This is a genomic window from Pseudomonas sp. GW821-FHT01E10, assembly GCF_059422365.1.
On record NZ_JBWKWT010000022.1, the window covers coordinates 1 to 20,625 of the forward strand.

The 20,625-nt window shown below is 58.7% G+C and carries 19 protein-coding genes; 6 read left to right on the top strand and 13 right to left on the bottom strand.

Annotation, left to right across the window (positions count from 1 at the left end; all coding sequences use genetic code 11):
- Positions 1 to 136: 136 nt before the first annotated feature.
- Both htpX and AC07V0_RS25745 read right to left on the bottom strand, forming a co-directional pair.
- Positions 137 to 1,024 (bottom strand): protease HtpX, encoded by an 888-nt coding sequence (htpX, locus tag AC07V0_RS25740; RefSeq protein WP_008075669.1) that lies wholly within the window; start codon positions 1,022 to 1,024, stop codon positions 137 to 139.
- A gap of 317 nt (positions 1,025 to 1,341) precedes the next feature.
- Positions 1,342 to 2,553, bottom strand: coding sequence for a pyridoxal phosphate-dependent aminotransferase (locus AC07V0_RS25745; RefSeq protein WP_007940017.1), 1,212 nt, complete (start codon positions 2,551 to 2,553; stop codon positions 1,342 to 1,344).
- A gap of 226 nt (positions 2,554 to 2,779) precedes the next feature.
- Between AC07V0_RS25745 and msrB the strand changes: the two genes are divergently transcribed.
- From msrB to AC07V0_RS25760, 3 genes are all read left to right on the top strand, one after another.
- Complete coding sequence (gene msrB / locus AC07V0_RS25750; protein WP_007940018.1) at positions 2,780 to 3,175, top strand: peptide-methionine (R)-S-oxide reductase MsrB; 396 nt, start codon at positions 2,780 to 2,782, stop codon at positions 3,173 to 3,175.
- Positions 3,176 to 3,329: 154 nt separating this feature from the next.
- On the top strand, positions 3,330 to 3,815 hold the full coding sequence (locus AC07V0_RS25755; protein WP_018930016.1) for a glutathione peroxidase: 486 nt from the start codon (positions 3,330 to 3,332) through the stop codon (positions 3,813 to 3,815).
- Positions 3,812 to 4,273, top strand: a complete 462-nt coding sequence (locus tag AC07V0_RS25760; RefSeq protein ID WP_007940020.1) for a MarR family winged helix-turn-helix transcriptional regulator — start codon at positions 3,812 to 3,814, stop codon at positions 4,271 to 4,273. Before AC07V0_RS25755 ends, AC07V0_RS25760 begins: the two co-directional genes overlap by 4 nt.
- Here the strand turns inward: AC07V0_RS25760 and AC07V0_RS25765 are convergent.
- Positions 4,257 to 6,578, bottom strand: a complete 2,322-nt coding sequence (locus AC07V0_RS25765) for a hybrid sensor histidine kinase/response regulator (protein ID WP_018930015.1) — start codon at positions 6,576 to 6,578, stop codon at positions 4,257 to 4,259. The genes AC07V0_RS25760 and AC07V0_RS25765 overlap by 17 nt on opposite strands.
- A gap of 166 nt (positions 6,579 to 6,744) precedes the next feature.
- Between AC07V0_RS25765 and AC07V0_RS25770 the strand changes: the two genes are divergently transcribed.
- Entirely contained in the window at positions 6,745 to 7,635 is an 891-nt protein-coding gene (locus AC07V0_RS25770; protein ID WP_018930014.1) for an ATP-binding protein, read from the top strand.
- Complete coding sequence (locus AC07V0_RS25775; RefSeq protein ID WP_018930013.1) at positions 7,632 to 8,114, top strand: GAF domain-containing protein; 483 nt, start codon at positions 7,632 to 7,634, stop codon at positions 8,112 to 8,114. Before AC07V0_RS25770 ends, AC07V0_RS25775 begins: the two co-directional genes overlap by 4 nt.
- On the opposite strand, the gene AC07V0_RS25780 is transcribed toward AC07V0_RS25775, so the two are convergent.
- From AC07V0_RS25780 to AC07V0_RS25825, 10 genes are all read right to left on the bottom strand, one after another.
- Complete coding sequence (locus AC07V0_RS25780; protein WP_086944667.1) at positions 8,115 to 11,060, bottom strand: HD domain-containing phosphohydrolase; 2,946 nt, start codon at positions 11,058 to 11,060, stop codon at positions 8,115 to 8,117.
- Positions 11,061 to 11,092: 32 nt separating this feature from the next.
- Positions 11,093 to 12,016 (bottom strand): response regulator, encoded by a 924-nt coding sequence (locus AC07V0_RS25785; RefSeq protein WP_457327318.1) that lies wholly within the window; start codon positions 12,014 to 12,016, stop codon positions 11,093 to 11,095.
- Between the two features lie 40 nt (positions 12,017 to 12,056).
- The gene (locus AC07V0_RS25790; protein WP_495020050.1) at positions 12,057 to 13,862 is read right to left on the bottom strand and encodes a transporter substrate-binding domain-containing protein; all 1,806 of its coding nucleotides are present in this window, start codon (positions 13,860 to 13,862) and stop codon (positions 12,057 to 12,059) included.
- A gap of 59 nt (positions 13,863 to 13,921) precedes the next feature.
- Positions 13,922 to 14,548, bottom strand: a complete 627-nt coding sequence (locus AC07V0_RS25795) for a response regulator transcription factor (protein WP_007940027.1) — start codon at positions 14,546 to 14,548, stop codon at positions 13,922 to 13,924.
- A gap of 255 nt (positions 14,549 to 14,803) precedes the next feature.
- Positions 14,804 to 15,208: a response regulator gene (locus tag AC07V0_RS25800; protein WP_018930010.1), complete on the bottom strand. Its 405-nt coding sequence runs from the start codon at positions 15,206 to 15,208 to the stop codon at positions 14,804 to 14,806.
- A gap of 171 nt (positions 15,209 to 15,379) precedes the next feature.
- Positions 15,380 to 16,711 (bottom strand): deoxyguanosinetriphosphate triphosphohydrolase, encoded by a 1,332-nt coding sequence (locus tag AC07V0_RS25805; RefSeq protein WP_007940029.1) that lies wholly within the window; start codon positions 16,709 to 16,711, stop codon positions 15,380 to 15,382.
- A gap of 67 nt (positions 16,712 to 16,778) precedes the next feature.
- The gene (locus AC07V0_RS25810; protein WP_018930009.1) at positions 16,779 to 17,942 is read right to left on the bottom strand and encodes an EAL domain-containing protein; all 1,164 of its coding nucleotides are present in this window, start codon (positions 17,940 to 17,942) and stop codon (positions 16,779 to 16,781) included.
- 124 nt (positions 17,943 to 18,066) lie between these two features.
- Entirely contained in the window at positions 18,067 to 18,408 is a 342-nt protein-coding gene (locus tag AC07V0_RS25815; protein WP_019020946.1) for a hypothetical protein, read from the bottom strand.
- Positions 18,405 to 18,794 (bottom strand): phage holin family protein, encoded by a 390-nt coding sequence (locus tag AC07V0_RS25820; protein ID WP_018930007.1) that lies wholly within the window; start codon positions 18,792 to 18,794, stop codon positions 18,405 to 18,407. The genes AC07V0_RS25815 and AC07V0_RS25820 overlap by 4 nt, the downstream gene beginning before the upstream one ends.
- Before the next feature lies 1 nt (position 18,795).
- Entirely contained in the window at positions 18,796 to 19,110 is a 315-nt protein-coding gene (locus AC07V0_RS25825) for an ElaB/YgaM/YqjD family protein (RefSeq protein WP_018930006.1), read from the bottom strand.
- Positions 19,111 to 19,415: 305 nt separating this feature from the next.
- Between AC07V0_RS25825 and AC07V0_RS25830 the strand changes: the two genes are divergently transcribed.
- Positions 19,416 to 20,624 carry an ammonium transporter gene (locus AC07V0_RS25830; RefSeq protein ID WP_064621209.1) on the top strand — a complete coding sequence of 403 codons (1,209 nt, stop codon included), beginning with the start codon at positions 19,416 to 19,418 and terminating at the stop codon, positions 20,622 to 20,624.
- Position 20,625: the final 1 nt, after the last annotated feature.

Consider the following 20,625-nt stretch of genomic DNA (forward strand, 5'->3'; position numbering starts at 1 on the left):
GCTGCGCCTTTTTCCCGTATCCATTGGTTCCTCCTGAAGATAAGTCAGAAGGTGTAAACCTTATTCAGGACGAGACAACAGACAAAAAAAGGCCCGCATTCACTGCGGGCCTTTTCTTTTAGTGCTGCGGAAGCTGTCAGCCCCGGCGACGCAGTGCGTCGATGCGTTCTTCCAGCGGCGGGTGGCTCATGAACATGCGGGCGAACCCTTGCTTGAGACCGCCGTTGATGCCGAAGGCATTCAGGGTATCCGGCATGTGCACCGGCAACCCTTGTTCGGCACGCAGGCGCTGCAGGGCACCGATCATTGCGCTGGTACCGGCCAGGCGTGCGCCGGCGTCGTCGGCGCGGAATTCGCGCTTGCGCGAGAACCACATGACGATGGCGCTGGCCAGGATGCCCAGGACCAGTTCAGCGAAGATGGTCGCCACGTAGTAGGCGATACCCTGGCCTTCTTCGTTCTTGAAGATCACCTTGTCGACAAAATTGCCGATGATCCGGGCGAAGAACATCACGAAGGTGTTCACCACGCCCTGGATCAGCGCCAGGGTGACCATGTCGCCATTGGCCACGTGACCGATTTCGTGGGCCAGAACGGCTTTCACTTCATCCGGCGAGAAACGCTCGAGCAAGCCCTGGCTGACCGCGACCAGTGCGTCGTTCTTGTTCCAGCCGGTGGCGAAGGCGTTGGCTTCATAGGCCGGGAAAATCCCGACTTCGGGCATCTTGATCCCGGCTTCGCGGGACAGTTGCTCGACGGTTTGCAGCAGCCATTGCTCATGCCGGGTGCGCGGCTGGCTGATGATCTGGGTGCTGGTGCTCATTTTCGCCATCCACTTGGAGATGAACAGCGAGAACAGGGAACCGGCGAAACCAAAGACCGCACAGAAAATCAGCAGCTGATTGAGGTTGAGATCAACCCCGTTGGCCGCCATGAACCCGTTGAAGCCGAAAAGGCTCAGGGTGATGCTGGCAATCAGCACGACCGCCAGGTTAGTGGCCAAAAACAGCAAAATGCGCATCATGGTTGTAGAAATCTCCTCGTGCTAAAGATGTAGCGTACTGCGGGGTATATAAGGTGCTGCACCGGGCTATTCAACCGGGTGACTATTTCAAACTGTGTCCTACGGCAACAGTCTAGCTGCTTGAAGGGCATTTCCGACGTCGACATGGGAAACGGTTGTCAGCCGATTAGCTTCACAGGCCCCCGCCGTTATTGGGCGTGGGCATGAAGCGTGTCGTCAGTCAGCGCTTGAAACAACGAGGCAGGGCAGGGCGCACAGAAGTGTTGCTGAATTAATCACCGTGCGACTTTTATCCGCGTCGCACGGTGACAGGCCATTTATTGGCGATAGGACTTGAGGAAGTTGCCGATCCGGCCAATGGCCTGATCCAGGTCGTCGACCCGTGGCAGGGTGACCACGCGGAAATGGTCTGGCCATGGCCAGTTGAAGGCCGTGCCTTGTACCACCAGCAGCTTTTCCGAGAGCAGCAGGTCGAGCACGAATTTCTCGTCGTTGTGGATCGGGCAGACTTTCGGATCGATCCGCGGGAACGCATACAGCGCCCCCATCGGTTTGACGCAGCTCACGCCCGGAATGTCGTTGAGCAGTTCCCAGGTACGATTACGCTGTTCCAGCAGACGCCCTTGGGGCAATACCAGATCGTTGATGCTCTGATAACCACCGAGTGCGGTCTGGATTGCGTGCTGGCTCGGCACGTTGGCACACAGGCGCATATTTGCCAGCATGTCGATGCCTTCGATGTAGCTCTGGGCGTGGTGTTTCGGGCCGGAAATGGCGATCCAGCCGGAGCGGAAGCCGGCCACGCGATAGGACTTGGACAGGCCGTTGAAGGTCAGGCACAGCAGGTCCGGTGCCAGCGAGGCGGTGCAGATGTGCACGGCGTCGTCGTACAGGATCTTGTCGTAGATCTCGTCGGAGAACACCACCAGATTGTGCTGACGGGCCAGTTCCAGCATGCCCAGCAGGACTTCTTTCGAATACACCGCGCCGGTCGGGTTGTTCGGGTTGATGATCACCAGGGCCTTGGTGTTCGGGGTGATCTTGGCCTTGATGTCGGCCAGGTCCGGCCACCAGTTGGCCTGCTCGTCGCACAGGTAATGCACCGGGTTGCCACCCGCCAGGCTCACTGCGGCGGTCCACAGCGGATAGTCGGGGGCCGGTACCAGCACTTCGTCGCCGTTGTTGAGCAGGGCCTGCATCGACATCACGATCAGCTCGGAAACGCCGTTGCCCAGATAAATGTCTTCAATGCCGACGCCTTCCACCTGCTTTTGCTGGTAGTACTGCATCACGGCTTTACGGGCGCTGAACAGGCCTTTGGAGTCGCTGTAGCCCTGGGCGGTCGGCAGGTTGCGGATCACGTCCTGAAGAATTTCGTCCGGCGCTTCGAAACCAAAGGGCGCCGGGTTGCCGATGTTCAGCTTGAGGATGCGATGACCTTCCTCTTCCAGGCGTTTGGCGTGCTTGAGCACTGGGCCGCGAATGTCGTAGCAGACGTTGGCGAGCTTGTTCGATTTGCTGACCTGCATGGCGATGTGTTCCCGAAAATGAACGATCCAGGCGGCGTGTGAACGACCGTGCTGGGAATCCTGCGTATTCACACAGGCCTGACGCCTTGAGTGGCGGCACTCATAAATCCGTTTGAATGCGCGTGGTCTGGCTGCCAGACTGGCGTTTGACGAGGCGCAATCATACGTGCCGCCCGATCCGTGGAAAAGGTACAGATCGGGCTTTTTCAGCTGCTGAGGTGTATCAATGGAAAAGTTGGAAAAAACCCTGGAAGAATGGCGGGCCATGCTTGATCCGGAGCAGTACAACGTTTGCCGCCTCAAGGGCACCGAGCGACCGTTCTCCGGTAAATACAACGGCACCAAAACCGACGGCGTTTACCACTGCATCTGCTGCAACGCACCGCTGTTCGACTCCAAAACCAAGTTCGATTCCGGCTGCGGCTGGCCGAGCTTCTATGCGCCGATCGGCGACAGCGCGATGGTCGAGATCCGTGATATTAGCCACGGCATGATCCGTACCGAAGTGGTCTGCGCCAAATGCGATGCGCACCTTGGGCATGTGTTCCCGGACGGTCCGCCGCCAACCGGTTTGCGTTATTGCATCAACTCGGTGTGCCTGGACCTCGTTCCCCGCGAATAATCTGCTGATGTCGTGCGCTTGATTTGTATACGCAGGAGCAGCCTCCGGCAGCTCCTGCAATGATGTTCGCGTGCCGTGCATCTATTGATTTATTAAATTGCACACAATTCAATTGCTCGCTATGTTTGATCTTCCTTCACTCGGAGTTCGTGCCATGAGCGACAACCTGCTGAGCATCCCTTGCACCACCATCAAGGGGGAGCAAAAGACCCTGGCCGATTTCGCCGGTAAAGCGGTGCTGGTGGTCAACACCGCCAGCAAATGTGGTTTCACCCCGCAGTACAAAGGCCTCGAAGAGCTCTGGCAGAGCTACAAGGATCAAGGTTTGGTGGTACTCGGCTTTCCCTGCAATCAGTTCGGCCAGCAGGAGCCGGGCAACGAAGGGGCGATTTCCGAGTTCTGCGAGCTGAATTACGGGGTGAGTTTCCCGCTGTTCAAGAAGATCGAAGTCAACGGTGCCGGCGCTCATCCGCTGTTCGTTCAGCTGAAAAAACGCGCGCCAGGTGTATTGGGTTCCCAGGGCATCAAATGGAACTTCACCAAGTTCCTGATCGGCAAGGACGGTCAACTGGTCAAGCGCTTTGCTCCGGCAACCAAGCCGCAAGCGCTGCGCCGCGAGATCGAAGCCCTGCTCAAATGAACACGTTGTCAGTTGATTCGCTGAAACTCGACAGTCAGCTCTGCTTCAAGCTGTACGCCGCTTCTCGGGCGGTGATCCGTGCCTACAAGCCGATGCTCGATCAACTGGGCCTGACCTACCCGCAATACCTGGCGATGCTGGTGCTGTGGGAATGGCAGGAGGCGGCGCCGGAGCAGCCGACGGTCAAGGCGCTGGGCGAGCGCCTGGCGCTGGATTCCGGGACCCTGACGCCGCTGCTCAAGCGTCTTGAGCAACTGCAACTGGTGCAGCGCCAGCGTTCGGCGCGCGATGAGCGCGAGGTGCACTTGAGCCTGTCGTCCACCGGCAAGGCCTTGCGCGATCAGGTCGGGCCGCTCAAGGCCCGCCTGTTGTGCGATAGCGGTGTCGATCTGGATCGCCTGAATGAGCTGCGCGATGGTCTTGATCACCTGTTGGGGCAAATCAAATCGCTGTCGTAGTGGGTATCCACAAGTCGAGCAGGGCCGCCAGTTCTTCCCGGCGGAAGGGTTTGGCCAGGTAGTCGCTCATGCCCGCCGCACGGCAACGTTCGCGTTCTTCGGACATGGCGTTGGCGGTCAGGGCGACGATGGGCAGTTGTGGCCAGCGCCCGCTGCGACGGATCTGCCGGCTGGCTTCATAACCGTCCATCACCGGCATGTTGCAGTCCATCAGCACCAGGTCGAATTCGCTGTGTTCGAGCTGATCCAGGGCTTCGGCGCCATGGGCCGCGACGCTCACCTCGCAGCCGAGTTTGCCGAGCATGCCCTTGGCCACCAACTGATTGACCGGGTTGTCCTCCACCAGCAGGATGCGCCCGCGTCGCTGGGGCGAGAGGACTTCGACCCGGGCACCGTTGATCGTGTTGAGTTCCGGCTGCAGGATCCGTCGCAATGTCTGGTACAGCGCATTGCGCGCCAACGGTCGCGCCTGTTGCTGCAAAGGTGCCAGGGCGCTGGCTTGCTCGCTGGGCAGGAAACTGCCGTATGCGGTCACCAGCAGAATCGGCGCGGTTAAAGTTGGGCGCAGGCCAAACAGGCATTCGGGACAGTCGGTGATCAACACATCCGGTTTCAGGCCGATCAATCGGTCATCGATGGAACGTTGTTGATAGCCGAGCCCCCATTCGGGCAATAGATTCTGTAGCAGTTCCGCCAGTCCGCTGCTGGCGGCCGTGATCGCGACGATGTTGCCTTGCAGAGCTGCTGGCGGGATGGCGCGGGTGTGGCAGGGCAGCGGCAGGTCGGCGCAGAACTGACTGCCGAAGCCTGCTTCCGAGCTGATCGTCAGCCGCCCCTGCATGGCTTCGCAGAGGTTGTAAGTCAGCGCCAGGCCCAGCCCGGTACCGCCGAATTGCCGGGTAATGCCGGCACCGGCCTGGGTAAAGGGCTGGAAGATTTTGACCTGTGCGTCCTGGGCAATGCCGATGCCAGTGTCGCAGACCTCGATTCGCACGCCGTCTTCGAACGTTGAAAGACGCACATCGACCCGCCCGAAGCGGGTGAACTTGAGGGCGTTGGACAGCAGGTTGCTGACGATCTGCCGGACCCGGGTCGGATCACCGAGCACCAGTGCGGGAAATTGCGGGTCGATCAGGCACGTTAGCTCGACGCTCGGCGCGGCGTTCTGGGACAGCAGGTTGGCGGTGTCTTCGATCAGCGAGCCGAGGTCGAATGGAATGTGTTCGAGTTCCAGCTGGCCGGCATCGAATTTCGACAGGTCGAGAATATCGTTGAGCAGTTCCACCAGCACTTTGCCCGAGTCATGGGCGATGGACAGTTGTTGCTGCTGCTCGGCATTGAGCGGGCCGTCCAGCGAGAGCGCGATCATCCCCAGCAGACCGTTGAGAGGCGTGCGGATTTCATGGCTCATGTTGGCCAGGAATACCGAGCGTGCCTCGGCCATGTCCAGGGCGGTACGGCGGGCGACTTCCAGTTCCTCGTTGGACTGGCTGAGCCGCGAGTTGATGGCCTTGAGTTCCGCCGTACGGGCCGAGACGATATTTTCCAGTTGCGAGAGGTAGTCGGTCAGGCGGTTTTCGGCATTGCGCCGCTGCTGGATCTCGGTGGCAATGTTATCGAACTGTTGATTGGCGACCTTGACCAAGACGCCGATTTCATCGTTTTCATGCCCCGCCGGATACTCCAGCCAGGTCGGCTCCGCGCTGCGCGGATCACGACCACTGAGTTCTCGGATGACCCGTACCAGCGGTTTGGTCAGCATCACGTAAAACAGCGCCAGCAGAATGCCCGTAAGGATCAGGCTGCGCGCGAAGCCATTGAGCAGGGTCACTTCGGCCCGGCGCAGGAAACGACTGCCGAAAGTGTAGGTATCGACATCCAGGTGCAAGGTCCCGAGGGATTCGTCCGGCAAGTGGTCGAGGTAAAGACGGTCTTCAAACTGTCGGTTGGCGCCGAACAGGAAGTCGCTGAGCACCCGGTAATTGTTTTCCAGGCCCGGGCGTTTGGCGCTGGCCAGCACGGTATTGTTGTTGTCGGTCAATTTCGCGCCGATGATCGCCGGGGAGCGCAGCAGGCCCAGGATCAGTTCCTGGGCGAGTTCGGCATCGATGTTGTAGGCGATGCGAGACGCGGGGTTATGGCTGATTTCCAGCAACGACAGGATTTCGCGGTTGATGGAGGCGTCTTCGCTGGCATAATCGATGCCTATTTGCACAAGGCTGAGCAGCGTGCCCAGAATGAAACCGACCAGCACCGTAAGCTTGGCTTGCTTGTACGACAGCCGCTGGCTGAACTTGATATCCATGGGGTGTTGAACCACTTCCGTTTCCCTTCGCTGCTCAAGCATAGTCGATCATCAATGGATACCGATGTTCTCGCAAAACACCTGTACGGGGTGTTGGCCGGGCATCGGATGCTGTGTTTCGTCGCTGTACCGCCATCATCACTGTGAACGTGCCCGAGGAGAAGACGTGGATTCCCGATTGAATGCTTTTCTTGAACGCGCCGATGCCGTTCTGGCCCGTATCGAACCGCTGCTGCCGGCGCCTCGGCAAACGGTCGACTGGACACATTGCCTGGCCGCACGCTGGCAACGCGAGGGTCGCAACGGTTTTCTGTTGCCGCTGCAAGTCAGCCTCGACATGCGCCTGTCCGACCTGATCGGCGTTGACCGGCAACTTGAGCAATTGGGCCGCAATACTCAACAGTTCCTCGACGGCATGCCTGCCAATCACGCCTTGCTCTGGGGCTCGCGGGGCACCGGTAAATCGTCGCTGGTGCGCGCCTTGCTGGCCGAACACGCCAAGAACGGCCTGCGGCTGATCGAGATCGAGCGCGATCACCTGGCGGACTTGCCGCGGGTGGTCGAGCAGATTGCCAAGCTGCCTCAACGGTTTGTGCTGTTCTGCGATGACCTGTCGTTCGAGTCGGGCGAGGGCGATTATCGCGTGCTCAAGAGCGTACTCGATGGCTCTCTCGAGCAGGCGCCAGATAACGTTCTGCTGTACGCCACCTCCAACCGTCGCCATCTGGTGCCGGAAAAGGAAAGCGATAACGAAAACTGGAAAAGGGTCGATGGCGAGCTCCATCCCAATGAGGCGGTGGAAGACAAGATCGCACTGTCGGACCGTTTTGGCCTGTGGCTGTCGTTCTATCCGTTTACTCAGGAACATTTCCTCAACGTCGTCGAGCACTGGATCGGCCAATTGGCCGACAAGGCCGGTCTCAAGTGGCAGCGTGACGAAGAGTTGGACATCCTCGCGGTGCGCTGGGCCACGGGCCGGGGTAATCGCAACGGACGTTGCGCGTATCAATTTGCCCGCTATTGGGTCGGGCTGAAGCTGTTGGAGCAAAAGGCATGATCGATTTACAAAAGAGCGGCCAGGGCCTTGAGGGCTACGGCATGCTATGGGCACAGCTGGAATCGTTGCTGGCGGACGAGCGTGATTTTATCGCCAACGCCGCGCAATTTTCCGCGTTTCTGTTCAACCAGCTCGATGACCTGAACTGGGCCGGTTTCTACCTTAATCGCAACGAAGAACTGGTGCTTGGCCCGTTTCAGGGGCAGATCGCCTGTGTACGGATTCCATTCGGTCGCGGCGTGTGCGGGGCTGCCGCTGCCACCTTGCAGACCCAGCGGGTCGAAGACGTACATGAATTCCCCGGCCACATCGCTTGTGACAGCGCATCGAACAGTGAACTCGTCGTGCCATTGGTCAAGGACGGTCGACTGATCGGTGTGCTGGACCTCGACAGCCCGAAGCTGGCGCGTTTTACCGCTGACGATCAGGCCGGAATCGAGCAGCTGGCGGCGATTTTCCTGCGTCTGACCGACTGCTGATCAGCCCTTCAAGCCGGCCTTGATCAGCAGGCTTGTCGGGTCAACGGTGTCTATCTGCTGTGGCTCAAGGAATTGGCTGGCGTACTGCAAGTAGATTTCGTCGTTGATGAACAGCCCGAACAATTCAGCGTCGATGTGGGCGTCACGGCACATGGTGGCCATGATGCCCAGCGCTTCGCTCAAGGACTTGGTTTTCTTGTAGGGGCGATCGGCGGCGGTCAGCGCTTCGAAAATATCGGCAATCGCCATCATCCGCGCCGGCAGGCTCATGTCTTCGCGCTTCAAGCGTTTGGGATAACCGGTGCCGTCCATTTTTTCGTGGTGGCCGCCGGCGATTTCCGCGACGTTATTGAGGTGACCGGGGAAGGGCAGGTGACTGAGCATCAGGATCGTCTGCACCATGTGGTGATTGATGATGTAACGCTCCTCGCGGGTCAGGGTGCCTCGGACGATGCTCAGGTTGTACAGTTCGCCCCGGTTGTACTTGTATCGCGGCACGTCGAGCTTGAATCCCCAGGGATTGTCGTCCGGGATCAGTTCGCTGTCGGCGCGCTCGAGCAGATGCTCGGGTTTATCCGCCAGCAGTGGCTCGCTGACCGGCAGGGTCGGCACCGGGGTCCGGGCCTGGCGCCGGTTCTCTTCCCACGAAACGCCAAGCCGATCATCCAGGGTTCGGGTCCAGGTACGTTGGGCGATGGTGTTCAACCGCTGCAGATCGGCCTCGGCCATGGCCTCGCTGCCCAGGTTGCAGCGCGCCACAAACGCGAAATCATCATCCAGCGCCGCCAGGCTCGCATTGCGCAATTGCGCCAGAGGCGACTCGTCACCCCCCAGGGCGATGGCCTGCCAATAATTGATCCAGGCATCACGCTTGAGGACTTCGAAACGGGTGCGGATTTCGTGGATGCGGTCGTACAGGGTCTCAAGTTTCGTGGCTTTGTCGACCACGTATTCAGGGGTGGTGACCTTGCCGCAATCATGCAGCCAGGCGGCGATGTGCAGCGCCTCCCATTCATCTTCGCCGGGCTGATAGCTACGGAAGGCCGGGTCCTGACTGGCAGCGGCCGCCTGTGCCAGCATCAGCGTCAGTACCGGTACTCGCTGGCAGTGCCCGCCGGTGTAGGGGCTCTTGGCATCGATTGCGCCGGCCAGCAGCTGAATGAATGAGTCCAGCAGCTGTTTTTGCCTGGCTTGCAGGCGCTGACTTTCGATACTCACAGCGGCCGCGCCAGACACCGCCTGGAGAAACGCGATGCGATCCGGGCGCAGTTTTTCCAGGTCGTCTTGCGTGCCGCTGTCGGCCAGCAGCAAGACCAGCAGCCCCACGGTTTCGTTATGACGATTGTGTAGCCGAATACCGACCAGATGAACCCGCGGGCACTCCAGCGCGAGCAAGACTTTCTGCAGATCCCCCGCCTGTTCGAAGCCCAGGGAGGTGACGACATTGTCGGCGGTCGACAGTGTTTGCATCCACTGAGGGCTCTGAAAATCCTGGGGTACGTGTCCTTGAATGTCGAATGGCGGCAAGGCCTGTGAACTGCCGTTGATGACCAGCGCATGAGGTTCCACGCGATTTTCATCACCTTCACGCAGGTAGATCAGACCGGCCTGGGCCTGGCCGATCTGCACGGTTTCAAACAACACCCGTTGCAGCAAGGGGGCGAAACGGGTTTCGGCGCTCAGGCTTTCGGTGATCCGGAAAAAACTCGCCAGGGTGTCTTTCATGCGCGCCATCGACACGCTCAGTTGGTCGACTTCCAGCACCGGCGAGCGACGGCTGGCCGGAAAATTGAAATCGAAACTACGAATCGCATCGGCTTCCCGCACCAGGGCGCGCAGGGGGGTGACCAGGACTCTGGAGGTCAGCCAACCCATGGGCAGGCACAACAGTAGCGTTGCCAGGGTAATCAGCGCGCCTTGCCAGCGCATGCGGTAGGCATCGACGAGCAATTCGTCTTCCGGCACCAGCAGCGCCAGTTGCAGCCCCTGTGGGCCACCTTCCTGCATGCTGCTGCGCGCCGCGATCCATTGACGACCCGCGGCGTTCAGGCGATTGATCTCAGGGGGACTGGTGAGCAGGGCCGCGAGGCTGGGGCTCAGGTCGGCGGCTTTGATCAGCCGGGCCGTCTGGTCGTCGACGATCAGTTTGCTGCTGTCGGGGTAGGCGACGGCATTACCCTCGGCATCGAGCAGCACAATTTCGGTGCCGGGCGTCACCACATGTTTGGCCAGGGTCGCTGACAGTTCCGCCAGCGTAAGGTCGGCCCCCATCACCGCTTGCTCACCACTGCGCCGCGCCAGGGTTGTGCCGACATTGTGGGTGGAGAAAAACAGGTAGGGCTCGGTGGTGATCTGATCACGTTCGCTGCGGGCGCTGGAGAACCAGGCGCGGGTGCGTGGATCGTAGATTTCGTCGGGGTTGTCCAGACGGCTGACGAGGGCCAGGTTCTGATCGAAAAACAAGGATTGGGAGCGGACCTGACCGCCGCCTGGATGCTCGATGCTCCATACCTGATACGCCGCGGTGTCCGGTGCCTTGAGCTGCGTTTTCAGGGCGACGCTGCGCAGGGGGCGAACCATGAAAAAGTCGCCATTGCTGTAGCCCAGGTACAGCGAGGCCAGATCGGGGTTGTCCGTGAGTGATTGACTGAAGGGCTTGAGCAACGCCAGGCGTTGCTCAAGGTCGGCGGCCTGGGTTGCCGGATTGTCCGCCAGCAGGCTCAGCAGATGACGAATCGGCTCATAGGTGCGATGCAGGTCCAGACGGACATCCTGCTCGATGCGATTGAAGAGCTTTTCACTGCTGGAAAGAATGATCCGGGTGGTTTGCCGATAGTTGAAAATGCCCAGCACCACCCCGGTCAGCAATAGCAGGAACGTGAACATCACGCTGATATGGATGTGCAGGGGAAATCGGCGCTGGTCCGGGCGCAGTGGGCTGGGCATTGCAGATTTCTCCATGACGATGAACACACTGCTCAGCCTTCAAGCATAGTTAACGCTCCGTCATTCTGCTGTTTGTCGTGGCGTGCGAGCTGTTGTCGCAACGCGTGATCCAGTTCGAGCATGGCGCGCTCCATGGACTTGCTGCAATCGGCCACTTGATCGTGGTGGGGCCTGTTATGGCAGGCCTTTTCGAGCGCCTCGCAACTGTCGATCAGTCGGGAGGCCTGGACGATTCGCGCCGCTCCCTTGATTTTGTGGGCAATGTCGAGGAGTGACTGCCGGTCGTTTGACCGGGACAACGTCAGCAGCGTTTGCCGATCCAGGTGGTTGCTATTCAGCAGCTCGGTCAACAATCGCCGGTTCAGTGCCGGGTTGCCACCGGTTAACAGGTGCAGCCCCTCCAGACTGAACGCCGGGTCGCGGACCGTCGGTGCAATGCCTTCGATCCATTGGCTCAAGGCTGTCAGGCTGAGAGGTTTGAACAGGCAATCGTCCATCCCGGCTTGTTTGCAGCGTTGTCTTTCCTCCGGTTGCGCATTAGCGGTGAAACCCAGAACGGTACAGGCAGGGCGCTGCACGCGCTGTTCATGTTGGCGAATGGCACGAGCCATCTCATATCCATTCATGATCGGCATATTGCAATCGGCAATCACCAGGTCGAATGGCTGATCTTTCCACGCCTCCAATCCCGCCTCGCCATCTGCTGCGACCTTGAACCGATGCCCCAGAAACTCCAGTTGCTGGCACATGAGCAAGCGATTGGCCGGGTGATCATCGACCACCAGAACGTTCAAGGGGGCAGCGCTCTGGTGAATCTGTGGCTCGGCAATTTCCGGCATCTGTGCAGGCGGCAGGGTTGCCAGATTCAGCGAAACCCGAACCTGAGTGCCGACCCCAGGCTGGCTGCTCAATTGCAGGTTGCCGCCCATCATTTCGCACAGATTGCGGCTGATCACCAGTCCCAGCCCCGCACCGCCCCTGGGTAACTGGCTGGAGTTATTGGCCTGGGCCAGGATCAATGCGTTTGAGTGTTAGCTCCAGCATGCCGATGATCGCGTTCATCGGCGTGCGGATCTCATGGCTCATGGTTGCCAGAAAGGTGCTTTTAGCCCGGTTGGCTTCATCGGCACGTTCTTTCGCCGCCTGCCGCTGTTTTATCTGGCGTCTCATATAGGCGTTCCAGGCAACGGAGATCAGCAGCAGTACGCCAGCACCGGTAACGATCTGATAGAACACTCTGTGATAGTTGCGCCAGGTACTTTGCGAGGCCGCCGAATAGCCACGCCAGCGGTTATTGATGATGCCCAGCTCTTCCGGTGCGATGCTCAACAGCGCCTTGTCGAGGATGGCATTCAGTTCTTTGGCGTCGCGCCCGGTCGCCAGGGAAAATGCCGCCTGCTGGGTGCCGATGGTGGTGGTGATCTGAAGTGCCCGCTCGAAGATCCGCGATGAGATGAAGTAATTGGCGATCACCAATGAGTTCACCGCACCTTCTGCCTTGCCCTCGGCGAGCAACTCCACGGCACTGAATGTGTCTGGAGTTTCGACCAGATTGATCCGCGGAAACTCGCTGCGCAGGTAATCCACCAGTGGATTGCCCTGGGCAATGGCCAGGCGTTTGTCCTGCAGTTGGTTGAGGTTGGTCGGGCTGTCGGCCGCTTTGCGTGTCAGCAGGACAAAGGAGTTTTCCAGATACGGGCGGCTGAAGTTCAACATCGTTTCACGCTGTGCGCTGGGGAGCAGGGCGGCGATCAGGTCGGCCTGCTGGTTGGCGATCTGCTCGACCATCTCGTCATCGCTTCGGCTGCGCTGGATCTCGAAGCGCAAACCGGTGCGCAATCTGATCAGTTCGAGCAGGTCAGCCGTGACACCCCGAAAGTTGCCGTCGCTGTCAAAAAACGTCAGCGGCGCAAATGCTTCATTAACTACCACCCGCACAACCGGATGTTGCGCCAGCCAGCGTTCTTCATGGTGGGTGAGTTGCAGTTTTTGATCGGTGAGAAGAATGTCGCTGCCGGCACTCCAGCGTTTGGCGATGTTTTCCCGTTCGCTGGTGGGGATGGCCTTGAGTACCGCGTTGATGATCCCGAGCAGGTCCGGGTTGTCCTTCTGTACGGCAAAGCTGAAACCATGGGCTTCGTGTTTACCGAAGTTGGCCATGCGGATGTTGTTCAGATACCCCTTGTTGATCATGTAATGAGTTGAAATGGTGTCACCGAGAAAAACGTCGGCCTGGTCGAAGGCAACCGCGTTGATTGCATTCTGGTAGGACGGGTAGGAGGTGATGATTGCCTTCGGATACAGCGCCCTGACTTCGTCCAGGGGCAGATAGTGATAGACCATGCTAAGCCGCAGGCCGGCGAGTCCATCTGTCAGTGATCGGGTTTCTCCTTCCCGTGTGACCAGCACGGGTTGATCCACGGCGTAAGGGATGGACAGCGCAATGTCGGCATTGTCGGCCTCGAACCCGTTGGCGGTGCCGAGCATGTCGACCTGACCCTTTTCCAGTGCCTCGATCGCAGCCCCTCGGGACGCGAAGCGCTGAACCTTGACGGGCAACCCCGTAACCTTGCCGAGGATGCCGGCGTAGTCGGCGGTGAAACCTTCGTAGTCGTGGCCGCTGAGGGTCAGGTCGAAAGGCGGATAATCCGGGCCTGATGTGCCCAGGATCAATTCACGTTTGTCTTTGACCCATTGTCGTTGTGAGGTATCCAGTCGGACTTCCATGTGCCCGGTCGTTGAGCGACTGAGCAGGGTGTAGTTTTCACTGGCTGTCTGCGCCGCGAGCACCGGGGTACTCATGCATAAAGCCGTGACCATGAGTCTTAGATAATCCTTCAAACGACTGGGCATCCTGTTCCTCACACTAGCGCGTTACGTTTTGCCATATCGATGAGTTCAACCAGAGATTTGGCTTTGAGTTTCTGCATAAGTCGTTTTTTATAGGTGCTGACAGTCTTGTTGCTGAGGAACATGCCCTTGGCAATTTCCTTGTTGGTGCGACCTTGGGCAAAAAGTTGTAATACCATCAACTCTCGATCATTTACGGATTTGAACAAGTCTAGGTCTGCCCACTGTGCGTCGTCACAACGAACTGGGTTCAAGGCCTCGCTGGGGAAGTAGTTGTAACCTGATAATACTGCTTTGATCGCGCTTACCAGTTCACTGAGCTCTTCCTGTTTGCATACATACCCTGATGCACCTGACTGCATGCAGCGAATACCAAAAAGTTTTGGGCATTGTGCAGTCAACACCAGTGTTTTTAATGGTGTGCTCATTGCGTTGAAACGTGAGAGCACTTCCAGCCCATCCAGTTTGGGAATACTGATGTCGAGGATGATCAGGTCGGGCATGCATTCGCGCACCATTTGCATGGCATCGACGCCATTGTCAGTTTCACCGACGACTTTGTAACCTTCATGTTCCAGCAGCATTCGAACGGCAAGGCGGATGACAGGGTGATCGTCGACAATAAAAACGGAGTTCATAATAAAATCCCATACGTGCACAAATAAAGCGCGCACCTTAGCTCAGTAGTTGAGGGGGCGCATGAACTGACAAGCCGATAGCAGCAATATAGGAAAAGTCCTACAACTGAAAAAGAAATGGACTACGTGTCAACTAGGTTTTGAATGAGGAAGGGTTAAAAATTTGATAGTTTAGTCAAGAAGCTAGAAGGCGTTTGGCTATAAGTATTAATCTGTGTTTTGGATGTGGTTCTAGTGTGTGAGAGTTGGTGTTTTTTATTGTGAGGCCAAGGTCAACAAGTTTCTAAAATCTGATTGTTTCAATGGCTTGATCAAGTAACCCAGCAAGGGAAGTCCGTGTTCGTAGGCTACTGTTTTAAGTTTTTCCAGCTCGGCGGATGTCAGGCTGCTCAGCAGTATTGCCTGTCTGATCATTCCCCGGTGACTGGCGAACTCGATCAAATCAAGACCGGGAAGGTCGGGCAGGCATTGGTCGCACAGAAGAATATCGAACGGTTGCGCAGCTTTGAGCATTTGTTGCAAGGCGCCTTCGGCACTGTCAGTGGTGGTCAGTTGGGTGAAGCCGTAACTCTCGAGCAGGTATTGAGCCGCTCTCAGCTGAAACGGATGATCTTCCACCAGCAATATGTGCCAATCGTGTTTGAACGTAGGAGTTTTCATGCGTCATCTGTCGAGCAGTGGGTGTGCAATTGTTTCGCGAGATGGTCGAACAATCGATCAGTCAGCTCTGCACAAGGTGTAGGGCGATTCTGTCGATGTTGAAATACAGATGAATGTCGAGACATTCGATCAGCCGTTCAGACGTCGCTGACGCGGCTGATCGATGCGCTGTTATCCGTGGCTTGAACGACCGGTCATTTCCAGCGCCATTTCACCGGCATAGCTGTCGGTCATGCCGGCGATGAAATCAATCATGCGCAAGAAAGAGGTGTGCAACGGGCCATGCGGGTCGGGTGCATTGTTGCCCAACAGGTCGAGTATGCGCCGGTTCTTGAAGGAGGGCGTACGACCGTTGTGCTGCTCCAGTGCTGCGCCGCAAAAAGCATTGAGCAGGATTTCCAGGGTGGTGTAGGCACCGATTTCGTGGAGCGTCTTGCGCTTGTCCTGGAAGATTTTTTTGCGTGCCATGTCCTTGGCATTCAAGACACAGCGTTTGGCCGGGCCATGCATGTGTTCGACAAGGTCCCCCGGTAGCGTGCCGGACAGCAACGCGTCCTGTTGCTCGACAAAGGCTCGGGCTGCTGCGTTGGTCAGGTGTTCGATGGCTTTGCCCCGCAGAATCGCCAGTTTGCGCCGCCGCGAATCCTGTGGACCGAGCTGACGATAGGTTTCCGGGAGATCGTCGCCCACCAGGTCCAGCAGCAGGGACTCGACTTCGGCGTACTCCAGCAGCTCCATTTCCAGGCCATCTTCCAGATCGATCAGCGCGTAGCAAATGTCGTCGGCGGCCTCCATCAGATACACCAGCGGATGGCGCGCCCAGCGCTGTTCTTCCAGTTGGGGCAGGCCGAGTTTATGAGCGATCTGTTCCAGCAGCGGCAGTTCACTCTGGTAGCAGCCGAACTTGTGCTTCTTGTAGCCCAGTGAGTCGGCGTGCCGGGCCGTCCACGGGTATTTCAGGTAGGTGCCCAGGGTGGCATAGGTCAGCCGGGTGCCTCCTTCGAACTGATGGTATTCAAGCTGGGTGAGCACCCGGAAACCTTGGGCATTGCCTTCGAAGTTGAGGAAGTCGTTGCGTTCGGCTTCGCTCATGGCATCCAGCCAGCCACGGCCGGCGGCCTGCTGGAACCAGTGGCGGATCGCGTCTTCGCCGGAGTGGCCGAAGGGTGGGTTGCCGATGTCATGGGCCAGGCAAGCCGATTGCACCACCATCCCCAGGTCGCTCGGTTCACACCAGTCGGGCAGCGCGCTGCGGATGGTTTCACCGACGCGCATCCCCAGCGAACGGCCGACGCAGCTGACTTCCAGCGAGTGAGTCAGGCGCGTATGAATGTGATCGTTGCTGGAGACCGGATGGACCTGGGTCTTGCGCCCGAGACGGCGAAACGCGCCTGAGAAAATGATCCGGTCGTGGTCTTTATGGAAAGGACTGCGGCCGAGTTCTTCCGGGCTGTGCACAGGTTTTCCGAGGCGTTCGCGGGTAAGCAGGGTGTGCCAATCCAAGGCTGGTTTCTCCGTCAGGTGACTGAACCCCTAGCTTCCCGTTTCGCGCCGGTACCTGCAAGGAGAACTACAACCCCGCAGCGTCGATATCGATGAGCAGTAGCCGTTCGCCGTTATCGAAAAACTGCCCCGCAGTGAGGCAGTACTGATTGCTGGTGGCGTCGCGGTAAGTGTTGGAAAGCGTCAGACGGCGCTCATCCCAACCCTCGGCCAGCAAGTGATAGAAATAGGGGCGCCATGACCAGTTATGGCCCAGGTAGCGGCTATCGGCTTCCCAGCCGTTGTTGCGCCATTCCAGGTTGGGGGTCAGTTGCGTGCCGTGGCGGTCGCACTGATAAAAACGCAGCAGCCAGGGAAACGCCTGCAGTTGCGGCAAGGCGCTGAGGGGGGCGCAGGCTTGAGCCCAGGCTTGCAGGATGGTCATCAGTTCGCTGAGTTGCTGGCGCATGATCATCAGGCGAGCGCGTTCAGTCAGCTTTTGCTGAACGTAACGCTGGCGCAGTTGCGCGAAGCGCTCGACAAAGGCGTCGGTGGCGAAGAAATCCGCTTGCGCTCGGGCGAACAGAAAGCCTTGTACGTAGCGTGAGCCGCACTCCAGGGCAAAATTCAGTTGAGCTTCGGTTTCCACGCCTTCGGCGATGATCCAGCAACCGGTTTTTTCCGCCATTTGCGCCAGTGCCTTGACCACATCGCTGCTGGGACCGCCCAACGCAGCGGCCTGGAACAGTCGCATGTCTAGTTTGAGAATGTCCGGTTGCAGGGCCAGCACGCGATCGAGTTGAGAGTAACCGGCACCGAAATCATCGATGGCGATCCGCGCCCCGGCTTGCCGGTAGCGGGCCACGACTTCAGCCAGACGCTGGCTGTCGCCGCCCAATTCGGTGATCTCGAAGACGATTCGCTGTGCATCGACACCATGCCTGCTCAGTTGCTTGAGGCTCGGCAGTGCCTGGTCCCGGCGCAAGCGGCTAATCCAGCGGGGTGAGATGTTCAGGCTGAGAAACCAGTCCGTGGGCGCTTCATGCAGACGGCTCAGGGCGTTGTCGCGAATCTGGCGATCGAGACGTCGCAGGGCGATAGCCGGGGTTCGCGGATCGGCGAACAGCGCACCTACCGAGATCAGTTGACCATCGGCCTGGCGCAGTCGGCCCAGCGCTTCGACACCCGCGATACGGCCTGTGGCGGTATCGATGAATGGCTGAAAACAGGCGAGCGGTTGCCCGTCGATCACGAGGCCTCCTTATTAAGGTGTTGTTCTGGATAAATACCTGGTCCCAGGTAGGCACGCAGGATCAACCTCTCGATAAAGAGGTTGATCCTGGTGGTATTGCAAGAATGCAGCCAGACAAGACTGATTAGTGTTTGCGCGAAGCGCTCTGCATGACCAGCTTGATCAGCGGCCCTAGTGCGGCGCCCAGGCTAACCAGCTTGGTCAGGCTGCCGATACCGCCGCCCTTGGCACCCTTGCCGGTCAGAAAACCCAACCCGATCACGGCGGCGATGCCCCAGAGCGGGGCGTGTTTGATGCCGAAGCCGTCTTGCAGGCTTTGTGTCATGCCGCGCACCCGTTGCAGGGGCTGCAGCAGCTGTTGGGATTCGTGGCGAATTTCCTGGCGATGCATTTCCATGCGCAGACGGATCAGTGCCTTGCGCATTTCCGTTCGCGAACTATTGCGGGGAAGTTCAGGCATGCTCATGGCAACAGACGCTCCCGATCATTGGCCAGCTCCTCGAGGGTGCCATGGAAGGGTGAGGATTCATCGAAAATCGCCGCCCTCAAGCGCATCGCGCAGAACAACGTAGCGAGGGTGTAGAACACACAGAGCCCGATGATCGCCGCCAGGCGATAGGTGTCCCAGAACAGGATCAACACCAGCGTCGACAACCCCACCAGCAACAACAAGGCAAAGACCAGCGTCAGGCCTGCAAACAGCAACAGGCTTACGGTACGTGCTTTTTGCTCCTGCAGTTCGATGCCGAACAGTTCGACATGGCTATGCAGCAATCCAAGAAACGCGGCACCCAGGCGCCGCGATGAAGAGCGGGTGCCCGTCGCGGACGAGCCGGATTCATCGATTGCCATATCAGCGCCGAGTAGCCAGCAGACCAATCAGGAAACCCACGCCGGCTGCAATCCCGACCGATTGCCATGGGTTGGCCTGGACGTAATCTTCCGTGGCGGCGACAGCCGCTTTGCCGCGCTCTTGCAGGGCGTCTTCGGTCAGCCTCAGGGTTTCCCGGGCACGCAGCAGGCTGTCGCGGATCTGTTCGCGCAGCTCATCGGCCTGATCACCGGCCAGGGAGGCGGTGTGTTCCAGCAACCGTTCGGTATCGCTGACCAGTGTCTGAAAATCTTCCATCAGAATTTCTTGAGCAGTCTTTGCCTTGATGCGTGCCATTGGTGATCTCCGTAAGTGGCTTCTGAAGCGTTCGAGTATGAGCCTTGCGCGAAGGTTCAGTACAAATGACTGGTACATCTTTTGCTACGTCGTGGTGCGTCAGCCGGCGCTATTGCGCTGTTGCCGGGCATGATTTCAGGAAAACCCTAACTCAAACAATCAAAACTCGCGCAGAGGCGGCGGTCTTGTGCGCCAAAGCGGTTCATCCGGATCAGCGTTGCGGTCTGGATTGGCTGCAACTTGGTGCGTCGACCATCTGCGCGAACTGCTTTGGTGCTTTTTTCAGCCTTCAGGTCTGCCAATCCATGGAAAATCTGCAAAGTGCTGTGGACAGTCTGGTCCATAGCTCCAACACGTTGTTCATCCTTATCGGTGCGGTCATGGTTCTGGCCATGCACGCCGGTTTCGCCTTTCTTGAGGTCGGCACGGTTCGCCAAAAGAATCAGGTCAACGCCTTGTCGAAGATCCTCAGTGACTTCGCCATTTCGACCCTGGCCTACTTCTTTATAGGCTATTGGATTTCCTATGGGGTCAGTTTTATGCAACCGGCGGCGGTGATCACCGCCGACCATGGCTATGGGTTGGTGAAGTTTTTCTTTCTGCTGACCTTTGCCGCGGCGATACCGGCGATCATTTCCGGAGGCATCGCCGAGCGCGCCCGGTTCGTCCCGCAGTTGTGCGCGACGGCGCTGATCGTGGCGTTTATCTACCCCTTCTTCGAGGGCGTGGTCTGGAACGGCAACTTCGGCCTGCAAGCCTGGTTGCTGGCACGTTTCGGCGCCAGTTTCCATGACTTCGCCGGCTCCGTGGTGGTTCACGCCATGGGCGGCTGGCTGGCACTCGCGGCGGTGTTGCTGCTGGGGCCGAGGCAAGGTCGTTATCGCGACGGGCGACTGGTGGCATTCGCGCCGTCGAGCATTCCCTTCCTGGCGTTGGGGTCGTGGATCCTGATCGTCGGCTGGTTCGGTTTCAACGTGATGAGCGCCCAGACTCTGCAAGGGGTCAGCGGGCTGGTGGCGGTGAATTCGTTGATGGCCATGGTCGGCGGCACGGTGGCGGCGTTGATCGTCGGGCGCAATGACCCGGGCTTCCTGCATAACGGCCCGTTGGCTGGATTGGTGGCGATCTGCGCCGGCTCGGATCTGATGCACCCGGTGGGCGCATTGGTGACCGGCGCCATCGCCGGGGGCCTGTTTGTCTGGTGCTTTACCGCGGCTCAAGGCAAATGGCGTATCGACGATGTGCTGGGTGTCTGGCCTTTGCATGGGCTGTGTGGTGTCTGGGGCGGGATCGCTTGCGGCGTTTTCGGGCAAACCGCTTTGGGTGGATTGGGGGGCGTGAGCCTGATCAGCCAGTTGATCGGCACCTCTTTGGGGGTAGTCGTGGCGCTGGCCGGTGGTTTTGCAGTGTATGGCGCGATCAAGGCCGTCCATGGCTTGCGCCTGAGCCAGGAAGAAGAGTATTACGGCGCGGATTTGTCGGTGCACAAGATCGGCGCCATGAGCCAGGACTGAA